The organism is Sphingobacterium chuzhouense (genome assembly GCF_014692525.1).
Lineage (GTDB): Bacteria > Bacteroidota > Bacteroidia > Sphingobacteriales > Sphingobacteriaceae > Sphingobacterium > Sphingobacterium chuzhouense.
In genome coordinates, this window is sequence record NZ_JACNYL010000001.1 from 987964 (window position 1) to 1007606 (window position 19643).

A 19643-nucleotide genomic window follows, 5' to 3' on the forward strand; every position below is an offset into this window, starting at 1 on the left:
TTATTCATTATTCATTTTCCGCTTCTTTCTTCCCATATACTGGCAATATGCAAAATAGTTAATACCGCTTTTTCCATATCCTGTTTGCTGATCCATTCCATTTTACCATGGAAGGCATGTCCGCCTGCAAATACATTTGGACAAGGTAACCCCATAAACGAAAGCCGCGATCCATCCGTACCACCACGTATACTTCTCCGTTCGGGTGCAAGTCCGACCCGTTTAATAGCTTCCAAACCAACCTCCATAATCTCCGGATACTGATCGAGTACCTCTTTCATATTCCGATACTGCTCTTTAACATCGAACGTATAAGATACTCCGGGATATCGTGCCACCACATGTTCTATGATCCGTTGCAATATGTCTTCATATTCCGCCAATTTGGCCGTATTGTGATCTCTGATGATAAAATTGATTTCTGCTTTATCCACTCCTCCCTTCATTTCGGTTGGATGGATAAATCCTTCTTTCTCCGCCGTTGTTTCCGGCGACAATTTATCTTTTGGTAAATCCGCAATAATATCAGCCGCTACCTTCAGCGCGCTAAACATTTTTCCCTTGGCAAAACCGGGATGCACGGATATTCCTTGAATAACGACACGCACACCATCTGCCGAAAATGTCTCATCTTCGATGGTTCCTGCTTTTTCTCCATCTATCGTATAACCAAACCGCGCACCTAATTTTTTCAAGTCTACATATTCAACACCTTGTCCCACTTCTTCATCAGGTGTAAACAATAATTTGATTTCACCGTGCTTTATCTCGGGATGGCTCATCAACAAACGTGCGGCATCCATAATCTCTGCCACTCCAGCTTTATCATCTGCCCCAAGCAACGTTGTACCGCTGGCTGTGATTATATCATGACCTAATTGATGCTCCAGATCGGGATGTTCGTTATATTTAATAATGACCGACGGGTCATCTGGCAGCACGATATCTTGACCTTGATAATCAGCATGTACCAGCGGTTTAACGTCTTTACCCGAACAATCCGGCGAAGTGTCCACATGGGAGCAGAAACATATAACAGGAACTTCCCTATCTGTATTCGATGGAATAGTTGCATAAACATAGCCATATTCGTCAAGATGGGCATCCGTTAATCCCATTTGTTGCAATTCCGACACTAAAAGCCTACTCAGATCCTTTTGCTTTTCCGTGGAAGGAAAGGAAGTCGCATGGGAATCGGATTCCGTATCAATCTGGACGTAGCGCATAAAACGTTCCGCTACCTGAAAATCGCTTATCTTATTTATATCAAAATAAATCATACAAACTTGTAATTATCGTTCAAAGGTAGAAAGTTTTGCAGTTTTTTTCTCAAATTTGCAGCCTAATTACACAACATCTATGTATCGAAGTATATTGGCTTTACTATTCAGTTTCTCTTTTTTGACTGTCTTTGCACAGGAGAAGCTTTTTAAAATTGACTACAAACTCGCTCTTTCTTCAGAAACACTTACGCAAGCTGACACAGCAGAAGACAGTTCTCTTGCTCTGCTAGCGGCGATGGCAGCAGCATTCGGTGAGGATGACACACCACAGGTAGAAGCTTGGATAAACCAAAATTTTATCCGGGTGGAGACACAGGGTATTATGCAAAACAACCAAATCCAAATTACCAACCGCAATACAAATGATTCGTATACGCTCTACCCCTCTATGCAGGCCTATACTAAAACCATCGATGCGACAGATAAAGTAAATATTCATGAAACTGAAGATGACATGGTCGTCATCAGCACGGCTGATTTGCCTATACGGTTCGTCGCGGACACCAGCAAGACCATCGCCGGCTTGCCTTGCAAGTTAGCCGTTTTGGAGTTTGACTCCGATGAATTTGATGCCTCTCTCACACAAGACACGAGACTGGAAATTTGGTATAATGAAACCCTCCCTTCTTTATACTGGGGAGAATATGCCTATCTTAAAAATATACCCGGAGCAGCACTGTATATTGGTGCTTTTGGAATCGGTATTGAAGCTAGTGCGGTGCATGAAGTCGATTTTGATTCCTCGCTATTCGAAATTCCCGAAGACTATACGTTACAAGAGGATATTTATGCCCTCAGTTTCTTTGATATGCCGCTAGGACATGATTTATATGCATTCCAGGATTCCACAAGCCACCTTATCGGTATCCGAGATGATAATCAACAGGTCATCATGGCTCCAAAATACGCGTCTATCAATGAATTTGTAGGCACACATGCTATTGTCACAAACTCGGACTTCCAATATGGTATTATCGACACGAACGGGCAGGAAGTTATCCCCTGTACATGGGAATACCTCGCCCTGGATCCCGAACTTGAAATTATTTTCTTCTCTACAGATGGAAAAACTGGTGTTATGGATTATAACCAGCAAATTGTTATTCCGGCTCAATATGATCACATTTCGTTCTTTTCAAAAGGACTCGCGTTATTTTCCGAAGATGGTAAAACGGGATTAATTGATCTAAATGGCACTATCGTTTTACCTGCAAATTTTGAATCCATTATGGAATATGACGAAAGCCACATCATTATCATGGAAAACGAGCGTTATTATGTCGTGGATATCCAATCGCAACAAAAAACTACTGCAGGACACGATTACTTGTTGCTGGCAAATGAGGATGACCTGGTAGTAGCGCTTCAAGACAATAAGTATGGCTACATTACCAAAGATGGAAAAATAGCCATTCCCTTTAAATATGAATACGCTACACCATTTTATGATGGTATAGCGGCAATTAATGAAACCGATGATGAAGACGTGTTGTATATCAACACGAAAGGGGAGTATGTGCAGATGAAGGAAACGGAATAGTCCGTAAATAACTCGTGATATTTAACCAAAAGGGCGGCTATATGGCCGCTCTTTCTTATTTTTGGGGCATGACCATCAAGTCTTTCCATATAGCGACACTACATCGCGGACGATATATGCTTCTCCTCTTAGCAGGAGTTTGCCTGGTAACTGCAATCGCTTCCCGACTTCCTATATCCGAAATCGCTAAGATTCTGGTTGTGTTGGTAAGCCTGCCGTTACTAATTTTCTGTAGTACCCGATGGAGTAAGAACGATTCGGTGTGGACCATACAAGACAGAAAGATCATAATACAATTTAAGAATCAACAAGAGGATTCTTTTCCATTGGATGATATTAAATACCTACGCAATGTGCCAAGATCAGGCGGCAACCTTATGTTGTTCTTCTTTAAGAAAAACAAAACACCAAAAAGATATTGGCGCAATAAATTATTTGAAAAAGCCGATGACCTCAATGCGCTCGTCCACGCAATAAGACAAGAGGGCGTCGAATATTATTATATGTAGATGATATGAAGACAAAATTGCTTTTATTTTTTTTAACGCTTTTCCATACTGTCGTATTTGCACAAAGGGCAGGATATTGGCAACAAGCGGTCGATTACAAATTGGATATTGATGTTGATGAAAAGAACTATCAGTATCAAGGAAAAATGACGTTGAAATACACCAATAATTCGAATCAATCGCTTAAAAAGGTATACTTTCATCTGTATTTCAATGCATTCCAACCGGGAAGCATGATGGATTACCGGTTAGCCAACATCGCTGACCCCGATCCGCGGATGACCTCCAATATCGGCACAACAGAAAATCCGAAGATCCAAAGTCGAATTGCGACATTGACACCGGAACAAATCGGTTATCAGCGTATACAATCGCTCACCATGAACGGACAGCCTACGACTTTTAAAGAAGACGGCACCATACTGGAAGTTACTTTACCTACTCCCATTCAACATGGAGAAACAGCCACGTTCGATATGAACTGGGAAGCACAAGTTCCGGAACAAATACGCCGTAGTGGCCGAAATTCCAAAGAAGGCGTAGCTTTATCCATGACACAATGGTATCCGAAGATGGCACACTTCGATGAGTTTGGCTGGCACTTAGATGAATATGTCGCCCGTGAATTTATCGCCCCTTTTGGTAATTTTGATGTAACCTTACACCTTCATAAAGATTATATCGTTGGAAGTTCCGGTGTATTACAAAACCCAACGGAAGTAAAAGGATACGACAAAAAAGCAAAAGTAATTTCTTCCAACGGAAAAGCTACCTGGAACTTCAAAGCCGAGAACATCCATGATTTTGCTTGGGCCGCCGACCCGGAGTTTGTCGTCGACTCCACGAAAAGTAAAGGCGGGGTAACGGTGTATACCGTATATTTGCCGTCTAATAAACAAGTAAAAGAAAACTGGAAAACTGCTCAGGGGCTTGCTGCTGAGTTTTTTGATTTTTGTGCCGAACGTTTTGGAGCCTATCCATGGCCAACCTATACCATTGTCCAAGGCGGCGATGGTGGTATGGAATATGGAACCGCAACCTTAGTGACAGGTGGACGCAACATTAAAAGTTTAGTGGGTGTTATTTTCCATGAAGCTGCCCATTCTTGGTATCAGCATTTATTTGGCATCAATGAAACGGTGGACGAATGGTTTGACGAGGGTTTTACAAGCTATATCGAGGAATTGGGTTTCCAAAGTTTGTTTGAGAAAAGGGGAAGCTTAGATAGTAACCCGGTCATCAACGCTTATCGAGCTTATTACAAACTGGCTTTATCTGGTAAAGAAGAACCCATGAGTTTACTCGCGGATTACTACGACACCAACTACGGCTATAGCCAACAGGCATATAATAAAGGACAGGTTTTCGCACAACAACTCGGTTATATTATCGGCCAGCAAAACTTAGATAAAACGTTTTTGGAGTTTTACGAGCTATGGAAGTTCAAACACCCAACTCCGAATGACTTTAAACGTGTAGCGGAAGAAATCTCCGGCATAAATCTCAAATGGTACTTCAATCTATTTGTGAACACGACACGCAAGATTGATTACGCTATAGAAAATGTTACCGACAAAGAAATTACCTTAGTGAATAAGTCGAATCTTGCCATGCCAATTGATCTGTTAGTGGAATATGAAGACGGTACGAAAGAACTTTTTTATATCCCACTACGCGAAATGCGCGGTGAAAAACCTGCAGAAATCTTTTCTATATACGAGGGCGTAAGGCGTACGGTATCGGAAGATTGGTTCTGGACAAAGCCGACTTATACGCTATCGATAAATAAAAAGCCGGTCAAAGTGCAGATAGATCCATCGTTGCGTTTGGCGGATATTGAATCGGCGGATAATAGTTGGGTGAGATAGAAAATGAGCTGAGGCTAGATTGTCCCCCAGCTCATTTTTGGTAATAGATTAATACTTAAAAAACCACCTCTACTAATACAGGAGAGTGGTCTGACGGTAATATTCCAGAAAAAGAATCCGTAACAATCTGGTATCTGCGAATAGTCGGAGAATTTGTCTCATTGACAAAAATATGGTCGATTCTGCCATATGACGGAGTACCGGGAAATGTTCCTTTATCACCATTAATTTTCCGCTTCGCGATACCATGTGTATCGACAAAGTTTGGAGAACCCACAAGCAACTGATAGTTGGCGCTGTTATGGCCATAATTGAAATCACCCATTAAAAAGTAAGGGTCCCCTTTTGCTATTCTCGGAACTTCCTCCATTAACAAGTTAGTGCTTTCTCTTTGCGCTATACCGCCAATATGGTCAAGATGCACGTTAAATACAAAAAATGTTTCGTTTGCAACTTTATGTTTAACCTTAAGCCAAACGCAAGTCCGCGGATAACGCGCATCCCACCCAATGCTTGGCACAGACTTATCGTCTGCGTCGGTCAGCCAGAACTGTCCCGATTCCAACACTTCAATCGTTTCTTTGTTATAAAAAATTGGTGCGAACTCTCCCGCATCTGCTTTTCCATCTCTGCTAACACCAAAATAGGTGTAATCCGGCAACAAACCTTTTAAATCCTCTAACTGATTAAAAAGAGGTTCTTGCGCACCAAATACATCAAACTTATGTTTTTCTATAAGCTTAGCGACCGCCTGACGTCGGTCCGTCCATCTCTTCCCAGCCCCAGCACCGGGGTTGTCATATCCTATATTGAAAGTTGCAACGATTACCGCTTTGCCATCGGGTTCATTAGGTTCCGGCTCAACATTATTATTCCCTTTGCTGCATGCTACTCCACCCAACACAATAGTCAATATTAGTATGGCTGCAAACAACCTTTCTTTTACGCTTTTTAATTTCATTGTTGTTTTTGATTTAATGATATTATCTATATTCTATTATAGCGAAAATTCGATCTCTATATACGCCGGCTTTCTATCGGATCCCGGCCCTGTTTCAAGTAATTCATACTTGATTATTCTTGCTTCCCTGGCCCAACGGTACGAGATGAAGTCCGCAATAACATCGCGTCTATTAACCCCCGTTCCAGATGCCGAAGTCCATTCGCAGCTGGTACATCCGGGAACAAACCCTTCTTGGTTAAAAATTTTGAACATCGGATCTTCTAATGGTTTTTGGTCTAACATAAAAAGACCTCCTGCTAAAATCGTCGGTATCATGACATCATTCAGTGCATCTATTACTTTTGTAGCTTGACTACTGCGTAGACCCGGACCTCCCGCATTGGTAACATCTTCCATTTGCACACCGGCGAAAGCAATCCGGCTTTGCGGAGTCACTTGCGCATGCAAAACGCTCAGCACACGGTTATTCTCTAAGTGGTGGCTCCATTGGGTTTCTAAAGGATGTTTCGAGTACACCGCCAGCCCAAATGCACCAGTTTGATAATCGGCAGGTATAGCACGAGAGAATTGATAATGCGGCAAACCGGAAAGTTCCGAAAACAACTTAGGACGATCCACCTTTCCCGAACGATTGGTCATACTGTCTAGCTCACGCGCTATAACGAAATCCACATCTCGTGTTTTAGCTAGGTCTGCGTAGTACGGTATTAAACTGTTTGCCGCGGCATTTGCAGTAGCGTGCCCACCAAAAGACAACACCTTCACGACCACCGTTTCCCCTGTCGGCGGAGGTGGTTGTATAAAATGGAACTCCGGCCCCTCCACAGATTTTCCAGCGACCTGAATAGCTACAGGCCCATCCGTACTCCCTTCTGGCGCGTTGACATGAATCGTATTTTCATTGAAGTGAATGATTTTAGCCTCCACACCATTGAATAGAACTTTGTTGTCTACACGTAGACGACTGAAGTTTTCGCCCTCAATAGTCACCACCGTACCTGGGCGGCCTTCAAGCGGATCAATGGAATGTACCAGCGGCGAATCCAAAGCCACCCGCTCTTCATTGTTTTTCGAACAGCTGCTAAACAATAACATGGTCAACAGCATGCAAAAAGTAAAGTGTTTCATGGTCTATTATTTTTAGGTTTCTTTTTTGTACTCAAATACTCAATTTCCTTTTAGCAACTTGCAGATATCGTCTTTTTATTTTTTCTCGCTGCAAAGTAACAAGAACGCATTCATCTTTACATCAAAAATAATATTATTTTTTTATTAAATGTACTTATACATACTGGTACACTTCAATTTTTCATCAACAAATCACTGTACAATAAATTAATTGACTGATTATAAGTGATTTGTGTATAAATATATTTTTTATATTTTTTTGCAATATAATAATATAGTAATTATCTTTGAGTTGAACTAGTTCACACTGGTACATATTAATTTAACAACCAAGTTACGTTTTATTCACATCTGGATTATAGCTTTGCTCCGGATAGATAAAATAAAAACAAAAAGGCAATCCCTACCAATATAGTTTCTTAGAGAAAGTGAAGAAGGGATGAAGTCAAAACAAAAACAAATGAATAAACCAAAATCGAACAATAATTATAAACAAGCGCACACAAAGTAAAAAATCAATATTAATACATATGGAACACAAGATTTACAAACATCCAAACAGGCCTTCCCGGCACTGTAAAGAAAAGTGTAATTTTAAAGGAATCATTCCTTTATATACACTTCTCTTCTTAATAGGCATGTCTTTGACCCATGCCTCCGCCCGTACAGGATTAAGAAAGAACATCCCCATCCAACAGGACACCACACTGACTATAATAGGCCGTGTAACCAACAATGACACACCTCCAACACCAATTAGCAATGTAAGCATTAGTATCAAAGGTAGTACTGCAGGCGTAACAACAGATGAAGAGGGTCGTTATTCCATAAAAGCGAAACAGGGTGATGTGCTCGTATTCAGCTATGTAGGCTATGAACATCAAGAATACACCGCTACCCGCAGCACAACCGGCCAGAACATTGTGCTTATAGCACAAAAGGGCATGTTGGATGAAGTCGTCGTGGTTGGGTATGGAACACAGCGGAAAGCGCACATGACCGGATCCGTTAGCACCGTAACTGCCAGTGATTTAGAAGGACGTCCTATTCCTTCGGTAGGCACAGGGCTACAAGGACTTGTACCCGGACTAACCGTCGTCAACGCTACAGCAGCTCCAGGACAACATTCCAATGCGTTAAACATCCGCGGCATAAGTACTTGGGGAAGCGCCAGCCCGCTGATCGTTATTGACGGAGTGCCTAGTGGCAATATTAACATCTTGAATCCAGACGACATCGAAAGCATATCCGTACTTAAAGATGCGGCCGCTGCTTCTATATATGGTGTACGAGGTAGCAATGGAGTTATCTTGATCACTACCAAAAAAGGTCGCGGAGGCAGTCCTTCCATTTCCTATACCGGGTATGTAGGTATGGTAACACCTACGGCACTACCCCAGATGGTCAACAGTCTCGATTACTTAACTTTATTAACCGAGGCACAGCGGAATGTAGGCATGACACCCGACTACGACCCCGAGGGCCCTGTCGATTACTTTGAAATGGTCAGAAATGGTAGTGATCCAAATTTCTTTGCTAACACCAACTGGATCGATGAGGTATATCGCAAAAGTGCCGAGCGCAATGCACACAATGTGAGTGTAAATGGGGGAACAGAATCAACCAATTACTATTTATCGTATGGCAACCTAAACGAAGGAGGTTTGCTCACCGGTGAAAACTTTCAAGGAAAGCGCCACAATATACGAGCACGTTTAAACATGACTTTGCTGGATCGATTAAACATAGACGCCAATATGGGTTACGTAGATCGTAACTATACAGGCACGGGAAATGATGCAAGCAATGGTACCGGCCCATTGTATTGGGCCATGCAAATGAGTCCGCTTGTTCCCGTCCGGTTTACTACAGGCAATTGGGCGACCGGCAACGATATGCCCAATCCAGTGGCAGTCGCGACAGACGGCGGTACCAACCATTTTCAATCACAGGAATTTACGGGTAATTTCTCAGCGTCACTGGAAGTGTTTAATGGACTAACACTAAAAGGGCAATATGGACTTGTACGATCCAATTCCAGACGTGATATCCTGCGAAGAACGCTTACATATTATCATCCAGACGACAACCGCGTAATGTTTGAAACCAATGCACCGAATTTTGCGTCAGCCACAGATTATACAGGCAATTACCAAACGTTTATTGGGACAGCAGAGTATAAACGTACACTAGGCGAAGCTCATAACATCACTGGGTTATTGGGTTATTCTTTGGAGAAAACTATTGGAACGCAGTTCGTTGCTTCCCGTGATGACATTCCTATCGACATGCCTGCATTCAACCTCGGCCTCTCCAACACAAAGAATGATGCCTCGGGCAATCAAAACGCTCTCATGTCACTCTTTGGACGAGCCAATTATGCGTATAAAGACCGATACCTGGCCGAAGTCAACTTCCGCCGTGACGGGTCTTCCAGATTTGCACCGGAGCATCGCTGGGACACTTTTGCCTCTATCTCATTGGGCTGGGCATTCAGTGAGGAAAAATTCTTTGATGGTCTACGCGACGTTGTCCAACTAGCTAAAATTCGGGCATCCTATGGTACACAAGGGAATGACAATACGGGACAGGACTTCCCATATCTTTCTCAATTGGCTGCCGTACAACCCAGCAGCATGATGCCTATAGGTAATCTACCCATCACCGGATTTCGCCACACGGTCGCGGCAAATTATTACGTGACCTGGGAATCTGCCTCCAAACGAAATCTTGGGTTAGACCTAACCATGTTGAATCATCGGTTTACCTTTACTGGCGAAATCTTTGTCAACCAGACAAATGACCTGCTAATCAATCCCGTGCTCCCTTCCGTATTCGGATACCGCACAAATTTTCCTCCCGAGAATCAGGGGAAGATCGAGAACAAGGGATGGGAAATCCAACTCGGATGGCGTGATAATATCAATGACTTCCGTTATGGAATTAATGCAAACCTCTCCGATGTAAGAAACAAAGTACTCCAAATGGGGAACCATGCGGCAAACCTTGGTACGCAAGTACGTTTAGAAGGATATCCACTTAATTCGTTCTACGGTTTAATCGACGAGGGACTAGCACAGGAAGCTGACTTTGAATACATTAAGGAAACCGGACGATTCACGCCATTTTTTCCCATATTTACGGGTGACCAAGTTGCACCGGGTGACATCCGGTATCGAGATGTGGATGGGAACGGCACAATATCGAATGACGATCGGGAAGTTATCGGGAGCAATATCCCACGTTATACATTCGGTTTTCGTGGTGATATGGCATACAAAAATTTTGACCTCAGCTTCTTTTTACAAGGAGTAGGTAAAGCCGATGGCTATATCTCTGGTCCCGGACGCCATGCATTCATGGACGTGTCTACCCGAATTCCACAGAACATACACTTAGACAGATGGACACCTGACAATCCCAATGCCAGCTATCCTAGGCTAGCCTACATGTTAAACCATAATACCCGTTTTTCCACCTATTGGCTCGAAGACGCATCTTATTTACGATTGAAAAATCTACAAATCGGCTACACGCTCCCCGAAAGCTTAACAAGTCGGGCACGTATCAGCCGGGCGCGTCTTTATCTTTCGGCAGACAACTTGTTCACCGTAACTGACTATTTCTACGGCTATGATCCCGAAGTAACGGTGAGTAGCGGAGGATATTACCCGCAGGTAAAAACTTTTACGTTTGGAATTAATGTGAACCTTCAGTAATTTTTATCATAATGAAAAAGTATCTAATATATATCGCCATTGCCTCATCCACCTTAGCAACTTCGTGTAAGGATTTTTTGGATCTGGTCCCCTCGCATACAATCGTAGACAACAACTTTTGGCAAACGGAATCCCAACTGCGCGCAGCTGCCGACGCTATATACGGTAGGATAGACAACAAGACTACCGTTGATATGGAGCAGATGGCCGACAACACACAATGGCATCAGCTCGCCAACTGGGGGCGTATCGGAGCAGGTATCATTCCCAACGATTTTTCAACCGTGGAAGGTACATGGACAAACAACTATGGAAACATCGGAGAATGCAACCGTTTCTTGGCCAATTATGATCGAGCCAAAGAAACCGCACCGGGAAATAAGGAGCGCATGGCCGCTGAGGTGAAAGTGCTTCGCGCATTCTTCTATTATCAACTAGCCTTTTTGTTTGGAGATGTACCGTTAATTACGACACCGTTAGAGTCTGATGATCCAAAAGTATATGGGAAACGCGACCCAAAAGAGCAGGTTATTGACTTTATACTGGAAGACCTGGATGATGCCATCGCCTTATTACCGGCAGAAATCCCGGAGGGAAAAGCCACAGGACGTATTGCAAAAGGCGCGGCACTTGCGATAAAGGCGCGTATAGCTTTATACAATGAACGCTGGAGCGTCGCCGAAAAAGCAGCTAAAGATTTGATGGATTTGAACTTGTATCAATTGTATACAGCCGGAGGGGCAGATAACGCCTACAGAGATCTATTCACACATGCCGGCAAACTTATAAAGGGCAACAACAAAGAGACCATCCTTGCCCGCATGAATCTGCACGGGACATCGGTGCATAATCTTAGTCGCGAGATCCAAGTACAAGAACACTGCAGATGGAATGCAACGGCATCCTTAGCAGAGGCTTATCTATGTTCGGACGGTCTGCCAATTGACATCTCAGACCTATACAATGACGCCAATTACAATACGATATGGGAAAACCGCGACCCGCGCATGGAACAAACTCTGCTCCGCCCTGGCCACAAGTGGGGTGGAGGTTGGGACGGTAGTCCGGCTACGACAGACCCGACCGTCTTTACAGCGCCCAAGTTCACACAACTTCAGCCGAACGGGAACAGAACAGGCAGCCGTACCATTACCGGTTATTACTTTACGAAATATGTAGAGATACCGGAAGTAGCTCGTGTAGGTCAGGACGAAAACGATATCCACCTTATCCGGTTAGCAGAAGTATACCTTACCTATGCCGAAGCAAAAATGAAACAGGGGACACTAACACAAGATGATCTCGATATATCAATCAACAAACTGCGCGACCGTGTAGGCATGCGACATATGCGACTTGACGAAATCTCTGCAAATAGCCTTGATTTAGAAACGGAAATTCGAAGAGAAAGACGCGTAGAACTCGCTTTAGAAGGTCAACGCTACTTTGATATCTTGCGATGGAGAGAAGGTGAGCTTTTAGGAAAAGATATGAGAGGTATTAAGGCGACATGGGCGCCAGTTCCGGCTCATTTGGGAAGCCTACCCGTAGACGCAGATGGCTATATCGTTGTCCGTCCGGGCGAAAGGGTGTTCAATCCTGCAAAACACTATCTATGGCCCATACCCGCACAACAAATCCAATATAACCCGAATCTGGAACAAAATCCGAATTGGGAAGAATAAATACATACTAGAATCATAACGACCGGGACAAACGATTTCAGATGACCCCGGTCGTTTTTTTAACATAACCACATATATTCCTTCTATCTCTGCGTAGCATACGCCAAGACTAGCAGATTTTAACACTCTTTTTTTTCTCCATCCATATGATATAGTTAATAATAATTATTTAATTTGCAGATAGATTAATATCGCATGAGTACAGGAAAGAAAGAAACCGAAATCATCCACATCGACGTCGGGAAATCTACACCCATTTACAGGCAAATTGTGGAATCTATCCAACAAGCAATTGCCAGCGGAATCTTACGAGAGGACGACCCACTTCCATCGGTCAACGCCACGGCCGCCCAGTTCTCCATTGCCCGGGGTTCTATATTTAAGGCTTACAACGAACTTCGTTCTGCCGGAACGATTGATTCCATTCCCGGCAAAGGTTACTTTGTTATCAATACCCGTGAAAGCAAGAAAAAGCATATTTTTCTATTGATGAGTACCTATAATTCTTATCGGGAAGTTTTTTATAATGCTTTTATCCGCACGCTGAAAAACAAGGCTTCTGTCGATATGTATTTCCACCACCATAACATTGGGGTTTTCGAGACGTTGATCCAGAACCATTCATCGCATTACAATACCTTTGTGATTATGCCCGAAATCCACAAAAAAACGGATGAAATATTGAAAAAGCTTGATCAACGGAATCTATTTATATTAGACACAGGTTTAACAGAATTCGGTAAGAATAGTGCAGGTGTGTGCCAAAACTACCGCAGAGACATCTACGATTTTTTGGAGTCTGTTAGGGGACGCTTAGCGACTTACAAAAGGGTTGTGCTATTATTTTCCAGCAATATGCGCAACTATGATGTAATAACAGGGTTCAAGGCCTTTTTTCGTACCCACAAACAATTTGAATCAAAAGTCTTTCGAAAGACAGACGCTTTCACTCCCTCTTTGGGCGATCTGTGTATTGTCATGGACGACAACGACTTGGTAAAGATTATCCTGAGTAGCAAAGAAAACGGATGGGTATTGGGAAAGGACCTGGGCATTATCTCTTACAATGAAACACCACTAAAAAGTGTAATAGGAGACGGTGTAACGACCATTAGCCCGGATTTTGAACAAATGGGGATTACTATGGCAGAATTGATATTAAGCAATCGACGGAAACTCATCGAAAATCCATTTCTTATGCTTGATAGGGAATCGTTTTGATATTTACAGCATGATCTACTTTCATATCCCGTTCTGTAAACAAGCCTGTCATTATTGTGACTTCCACTTCAGCACGTCGTTGAAATATAAAGAAGAGTTGCTGCAAGCTCTACAAAAGGAAGTAGCGTTACGTTCGCATTATCTGGCGGACAAGACCATACAATCCATTTATTTTGGTGGCGGCACCCCTTCTTTGCTAACAGCAGAAGAAATCCAACGTCTTATAGACCGGGTTGCAGCACACTTTGAGATCGCTAACGACGCTGAAATCACTTTGGAGGCGAACCCCGACGATCTGGATAAAGCAAAAGTACAAGCGCTCCGACACACCTACATTAACCGTTTTAGCATCGGCATACAATCTTTCTATGAAGAAGATTTACGTTGGATGAATAGGGCACACAATGCGTCAGAAGCCGAGTCATCTATTAAACGGGTGCAGGATGTGGGTTTTGAAAATATCACCGCCGATCTTATCTATGGCTATCCCTTACTGACAAATGCCAAATGGAGATCCAACATGGAAAAGCTGTTGGCATTTGATATCCCGCATATCTCTTCGTATGCAATGACCGTAGAACAGAAAACGGCTCTCTCGCATTTCATCCGTAGTGGAAAAACGCCTCCCATGCAGGAACCGCAAAGTGCCGAACAAATGAATATGCTTATAGAGACCTTAACTCAAAATGGATTTGCACATTATGAAATATCGAACTTTGCTAAAAACGGACAATACGCCAAACATAATACCGCGTATTGGCAAGGCAAACATTATCTTGGCATCGGCCCATCAGCACATTCGTTTGATGGAAAATCGAGAAGTTGGAACGTCGCGAACAATGCACACTACATCGAAGGTATAACAACAGAAAAACCAGCTTATGAAACAGAGAACCTATCTCGTGAAGATCAATTTAATGAGTATGTCATGACTTCCTTGCGAACGATGTGGGGCATTGACCTGGAGAAAATAATGCTTGTCTTTGGTGCGGACACCAAGCAACATCTGCTGTCGAATATTCAGCCTTTTATCGCCCAACAAAAAATCGAATTGGTGGATGAACGCTACCTTACATTGACGATGAAAGGAAAACTACTTGCTGATTATATTGCGTCAGAGTTGTTTTTGATTCATTGATCAGCCCCCACTAGCCCTTCCGTCTCCAAATACTTCATGATAATCTGTGTAGCTCCTGCTTTTTCTTGTACATACTTTTGTGCATTTCCACCGGCTATAGTTCTCTTCTCTTTATTAGACAGCGCTTGCACAATACGCTGCAGTTCTTTCGCATTTCCCACACTAAAACCGCTTCCAACCGATATAAGATCCACTGCTTCCTGGAAGCGCACATAATTAGGTCCGAAGATAACGGGGATACCATAAGTTGCTGCTTCCAATGTATTATGGATTCCGACACCAAAACCTCCTCCTATATAGGCGAGCTCGCCATAACCATATAGCGATGAGAGCATGCCTATATTGTCAATAATCAACACCGAAGCCTTTTCTACACCAACTGTCGGGTATTCGGCAAAACGAGAGAAAAACAAAGCATCGGGAAACAGCTTTTCAATCTCCCTTAAATGGGCTTCGTGTATCTCATGCGGAGCGAGCACCATTTTCCAATCCTTTTGGACAGCCAATAATTCCATCAATAACTGCTCGTCAGGCGTCCATGTGCTTCCCGCCACCAATACTTGTGCGTGTCCTGCCAGGAACTGATCTACCTCGGGTATGGCACGACGTTGCCTAGGCAATTCCACTACCCTATCGAATCGGGTATCCCCCGCAAGTCCGGCTTGTCTGATACGAATAGCCCTCAACCATAGCACGGAATCTGTATTCTGGGCAAAGAAAAAAGTAACGTGCTTCAAAATCTTACGAAAGAACCCGCCATACCATTTAAAAAACACTTGCTCTTCCCGAAAAATAGCGGAGATAACGAATAAAGGGATATGACGCTTTTTAAGCTCTCGAAAATAATGGTACCAGTATTCATATTTTGTAAAAACAGCAAATTTAGGTTGTACAATATCCAAAAACTTTCGGGCATGAGCCGCCGTATCCGTAGGTAGATAAAACACATAATCTGCTAAAGGTGTATTTTTTTGTATTTCATATCCCGATGGTGAAAAAAAAGTAATCACTATTTTTTCTTCTGGATATTTTTTTTTGATGGCTTCCATTACAGATCTTCCTTGTTCAAATTCGCCCAACGAAGCAAAATGGAACCATATCGGTTTAGTGTCCTTTTCAATCGTTTGTCCGATGCGGTCGAACAGCCTTTTATGCCCTTTCACCCACAATCTGGCTTTCTTATGAAATGGCGAGAGCAAGCGTAACAGTATGGTGTAAAGGCCTATTCCTATGTCGTAGAGAAGACGCATGTTGATAAAATATGCTTATATTCGTCTCAAAGATATTAAAACTTTATTCATTATAATGGTTCGTGGATAAACAGAAGAAGAAACGTATACTCATAACGGGTGCAGCGGGTTTTTTGGGCTCGCATCTATGTGATCGCTTTATTGCCGAAGACTTTCATGTCATTGGTATGGACAATATGATTACAGGTGATCTCCGCAATATAGAACATCTATTCAAGTTGCCCAATTTTGAGTTTTACCATCATGACGTTTCTAAATTTGTACATGTTCCCGGACAATTAGATTATATCCTACACTTTGCATCTCCGGCAAGTCCGGTGGATTATTTACGTATTCCTATCCAGACTTTAAAGGTAGGTTCGTTAGGCACCCACAATCTTTTAGGATTAGCCAAGAGCAAACGTGCCCGTATTTTGGTTGCTTCGACCTCGGAGGTGTATGGAGATCCAGTAGTTTCACCACAATCGGAAGAATACTGGGGGAACGTCAATCCCGTAGGACCTCGGGGCGTATATGATGAAGCGAAGCGCTTTCAGGAAGCGATGACGATGGCTTATCACAATTTTCATGGTCTAGACACACGTATCGTCCGAATTTTTAATACGTATGGCCCCCGCATGCGCCTAAATGATGGACGCGCATTACCGACTTTTATCGCGCAAGCCTTACGGGGTGAAGACCTCACCGTTTTTGGAGATGGGAATCAGACGCGTTCTTTTTGCTACGTGTCAGACCAAATTGAAGGCATATTCCGGCTATTGCTCTCGGATTACGCACAACCCATGAACATTGGAAATCCGGATGAACTTACCATAAACGATATGGCAAACGAAATCATCAGCTTAACAGGAAACCAATCTAAAATCCTTTATGTACCGTTGCCGATAGATGATCCGAAGCAGCGGCGTCCGGATATTCGTAAAGCAAATCAGATTTTGAGCTGGCTTCCCGCAGTAAATCGTAAAGAAGGTCTGCTTCAGACTATAAATTACTATAAGCAATTGCCTCCGGAAGAGTTAAAACAAAAAAAATTTACATATTATAATCAAGAACAATGAGCAAAATCTTAGTAACTGGCGGAACCGGTTATATTGGTTCCCACACGGTAGTAGAATTACACAATGCTGGTTATACACCGGTTATTATTGACAACTTATCTAACTCGAATATCCAAATTTTGGATCAGATAGAGAAGATTATTGGTGTCCGACCGGAGTTCCATCAGTTTGATTTATGTGATGACACTAAAGTAAAAAGCTTTGTTCAAGAAAACCCAGATATTACAGGCATTATTCATTTTGCGGCCTCTAAAGCCGTTGGAGAATCGGTACAGAAACCGCTCAAATATTACCACAACAACTTCTTCTCGTTGATCAATCTCTTGAATGCCTATCAAGGTAAGAACATCAACTTTGTATTTTCTTCCAGCTGTACGGTTTATGGTGAACCGGATATCTTACCGGTAACCGAATCCGCTCCAGTGAAAAAAGCAGCTTCACCTTATGGCAATACAAAGCAAATTGCCGAGGAAATATTGGAAGAAACGGCAGGCGCTTATGATAATTATAATATTATTGCATTGCGCTATTTCAATCCAGTTGGGGCGCATACATCGGCATTGATCGGCGAACTTCCCATTGGTGTTCCACAGAATCTCCTGCCTTTCATTACACAGACAGCGATCGGCAAACGGGAAAAATTAACTGTATTCGGCGGCGACTACGACACACCTGACGGTTCTTGTGTTCGCGATTATATCCATGTAGTGGATTTAGCAAAAGCGCACGTAGCTGCCATCCGTTTATTGGAAAAAGGAAATCCTAACGGTAACTACGATGTATTCAATGTGGGCACTGGAAATGGCTATTCTGTATTGGAAGCTATTGCAGCTTTTGAAAAAGCGTCGGGACAGAAGCTTAACTACGTCGTAGGCCCTCGCCGCGAAGGAGATATCATTAAAGTTTGGGGAGATGTGACAAAGTCCGCTAACCAATTAGGTTGGAAAGCTGAGTTGGGTATTGACGAGATGATGGCATCGGCATGGGCATGGGAAAAGTACTTACAGGAGAGTCCGATTGGATAGTAGCTCCCCGATAATAGCAGTTGCTATTTATTTTGTATTAACTGCTATATTTAAATTAGCAACTCATATTCATAAAATAGCAATTGATAATCTGTCTTCTTGCAGAATTGTTATTATATTAAGGCGTTGTCTGAAGTTTGATCCTTGTGGTTGAAATGATTTCGATGTATCAACGATTGTAAAAGTAAAGAAATAACAATCGTACAATTTATAAAAGCAAGAAAGCCGAACAAAATAAAATGCTCGGCTTCCTTTGTTATTAGCTTTTTTTAGCAAAGGCTATTTCAGTTTTTCGACTTGCTCAACAGTAAGTCCTAAATCTTCGGCTATATCTTCTACTGGAAGCCCCCTCTTCTTTAAATTCAACGCATATTTGAGTTTTTCCGTCTCGGCTTTCGCACGTTCTTCCAAACGACCTTTCTCCATTCCTTTTTCCATTCCTTTCTCCATGCCTTCTCGAAGTCCCTCCTTAATTGCGGTAAGGCGGACACTTTCCGCATCCCGTTTGTTCTTTAGACTTGACTCGTATAATTTCATGTCCGATTCCTTTAAATTTGCTACCTTTCCGATATCAAATATAAGCCCAAATACCCGATTATCCAAAAATTTCGGCATTTCATCCAATTCCTCCATGTGTCTGAATATATACAGCCACATATCCATATAGCTCTTGATATCAGTCTGTTTTTTGTTAAAATTCGGCAGTACTAGCATCTTGTAACCGAGCTTCTCGTAAAATACTGATCCGTAACGCTTATCGCACAATGCCACGTCATAATAATATTGATCAGAAACTGAGCCTTCCAGAACAAAATTCAATATTCCGATGAAATAAACTTCCGGCAACTCATATGTATTGCCTTTGTGGCCACGCGGAACGAGCTTGTTGATCAGGCGGGAGGTATAATACACAGTCCGGTCCTTGAAAAATTCCTGTGACAACTGTTGCATCTCGATAATGAAGTGGCTGCCGTCTTCGCTGGTACAATACAGATCGAAAACAACCTTGCGATCGGCCTCTTGCGGACCATTGTGCTCAGCAGCACGATATTCAAGATCTTTGATGACCTTCTCCCCTTCAAAAAGGCCGTTGAGAAAATTGATGAGATTTGGCTTTCCGCCATCCGGGCCGAAATATAGCTTCATACCGAAGTCGGTACACATATCTACATATTTACCCAAAAAATTTTTGTTCTTTTTCATAACACTTACAATTGGATTCTGCTGTAAAGATAAAAAAGAATCCAACAAAAAA

14 protein-coding genes are annotated in these 19643 nt (G+C 42.6%); 9 read left to right on the top strand and 5 right to left on the bottom strand.

Translation table 11 applies throughout. From position 1 onward, the window contains the following. Window positions 1–11 precede the first annotated feature (11 nt). Window positions 12–1280 (bottom strand): peptidase T, encoded by a 1269-nt coding sequence (pepT, locus tag H8B21_RS03795; protein ID WP_190312435.1) that lies wholly within the window; start codon window positions 1278–1280, stop codon window positions 12–14. Between the two features lie 79 nt (window positions 1281–1359). Between pepT and H8B21_RS03800 the strand changes: the two genes are divergently transcribed. Genes H8B21_RS03800 through H8B21_RS03810 form a run of 3 tightly spaced genes read left to right on the top strand, consistent with a single transcriptional unit; the run spans window position 1360 to window position 5200 of the window. After that, a complete protein-coding gene (locus tag H8B21_RS03800) occupies window positions 1360–2823 on the top strand; it encodes a WG repeat-containing protein (protein ID WP_190312436.1) in 1464 nt (487 codons plus the stop codon). Window positions 2824–2837: 14 nt separating this feature from the next. Then, window positions 2838–3332 carry a hypothetical protein gene (locus H8B21_RS03805; RefSeq protein ID WP_190312437.1) on the top strand — a complete coding sequence of 165 codons (495 nt, stop codon included), beginning with the start codon at window positions 2838–2840 and terminating at the stop codon, window positions 3330–3332. A gap of 5 nt (window positions 3333–3337) precedes the next feature. Continuing rightward, window positions 3338–5200 carry a M1 family metallopeptidase gene (locus H8B21_RS03810; RefSeq protein WP_190312438.1) on the top strand — a complete coding sequence of 621 codons (1863 nt, stop codon included), beginning with the start codon at window positions 3338–3340 and terminating at the stop codon, window positions 5198–5200. Window positions 5201–5255: 55 nt separating this feature from the next. On the opposite strand, the gene H8B21_RS03815 is transcribed toward H8B21_RS03810, so the two are convergent. Next, window positions 5256–6161 carry an endonuclease/exonuclease/phosphatase family protein gene (locus tag H8B21_RS03815; protein WP_190312439.1) on the bottom strand — a complete coding sequence of 302 codons (906 nt, stop codon included), beginning with the start codon at window positions 6159–6161 and terminating at the stop codon, window positions 5256–5258. Between the two features lie 36 nt (window positions 6162–6197). Then, entirely contained in the window at window positions 6198–7292 is a 1095-nt protein-coding gene (locus H8B21_RS03820) for an IPT/TIG domain-containing protein (protein WP_190312440.1), read from the bottom strand. A 638-nt stretch (window positions 7293–7930) separates the two neighbouring features. Between H8B21_RS03820 and H8B21_RS03825 the strand changes: the two genes are divergently transcribed. The 4 genes from H8B21_RS03825 to hemW all read left to right on the top strand — a co-directional run bounded on the left by H8B21_RS03825 (window position 7931) and on the right by hemW (window position 15055). After that, the gene (locus H8B21_RS03825; RefSeq protein ID WP_190312441.1) at window positions 7931–11011 is read left to right on the top strand and encodes a SusC/RagA family TonB-linked outer membrane protein; all 3081 of its coding nucleotides are present in this window, start codon (window positions 7931–7933) and stop codon (window positions 11009–11011) included. A gap of 11 nt (window positions 11012–11022) precedes the next feature. Further along, window positions 11023–12696, top strand: a complete 1674-nt coding sequence (locus H8B21_RS03830) for a RagB/SusD family nutrient uptake outer membrane protein (protein WP_190312442.1) — start codon at window positions 11023–11025, stop codon at window positions 12694–12696. A gap of 195 nt (window positions 12697–12891) precedes the next feature. Beyond that, window positions 12892–13917, top strand: coding sequence for a GntR family transcriptional regulator (locus H8B21_RS03835; RefSeq protein WP_190312443.1), 1026 nt, complete (start codon window positions 12892–12894; stop codon window positions 13915–13917). Between the two features lie 10 nt (window positions 13918–13927). Then, window positions 13928–15055, top strand: coding sequence for a radical SAM family heme chaperone HemW (gene hemW, locus H8B21_RS03840; protein WP_190312444.1), 1128 nt, complete (start codon window positions 13928–13930; stop codon window positions 15053–15055). Here the strand turns inward: hemW and H8B21_RS03845 are convergent. After that, window positions 15049–16305, bottom strand: a complete 1257-nt coding sequence (locus H8B21_RS03845; RefSeq protein WP_190312445.1) for a 3-deoxy-D-manno-octulosonic acid transferase — start codon at window positions 16303–16305, stop codon at window positions 15049–15051. The two genes, hemW and H8B21_RS03845, sit on opposite strands and share 7 nt — an antisense overlap. Before the next feature lie 62 nt (window positions 16306–16367). Here H8B21_RS03845 and H8B21_RS03850 point away from each other — a divergent pair, with 62 nt between their 5' ends. Next, complete coding sequence (locus H8B21_RS03850) at window positions 16368–17363, top strand: UDP-glucuronic acid decarboxylase family protein (RefSeq protein ID WP_190312446.1); 996 nt, start codon at window positions 16368–16370, stop codon at window positions 17361–17363. Continuing rightward, the gene (gene galE, locus H8B21_RS03855) at window positions 17360–18388 is read left to right on the top strand and encodes a UDP-glucose 4-epimerase GalE (RefSeq protein WP_190312447.1); all 1029 of its coding nucleotides are present in this window, start codon (window positions 17360–17362) and stop codon (window positions 18386–18388) included. Before H8B21_RS03850 ends, galE begins: the two co-directional genes overlap by 4 nt. A 279-nt stretch (window positions 18389–18667) precedes the next feature. Here the strand turns inward: galE and H8B21_RS03860 are convergent, their stop codons facing one another. Beyond that, a complete protein-coding gene (locus H8B21_RS03860; RefSeq protein ID WP_190312448.1) occupies window positions 18668–19591 on the bottom strand; it encodes an Rpn family recombination-promoting nuclease/putative transposase in 924 nt (307 codons plus the stop codon). Between the last annotated feature and the right edge of the window lie 52 nt (window positions 19592–19643).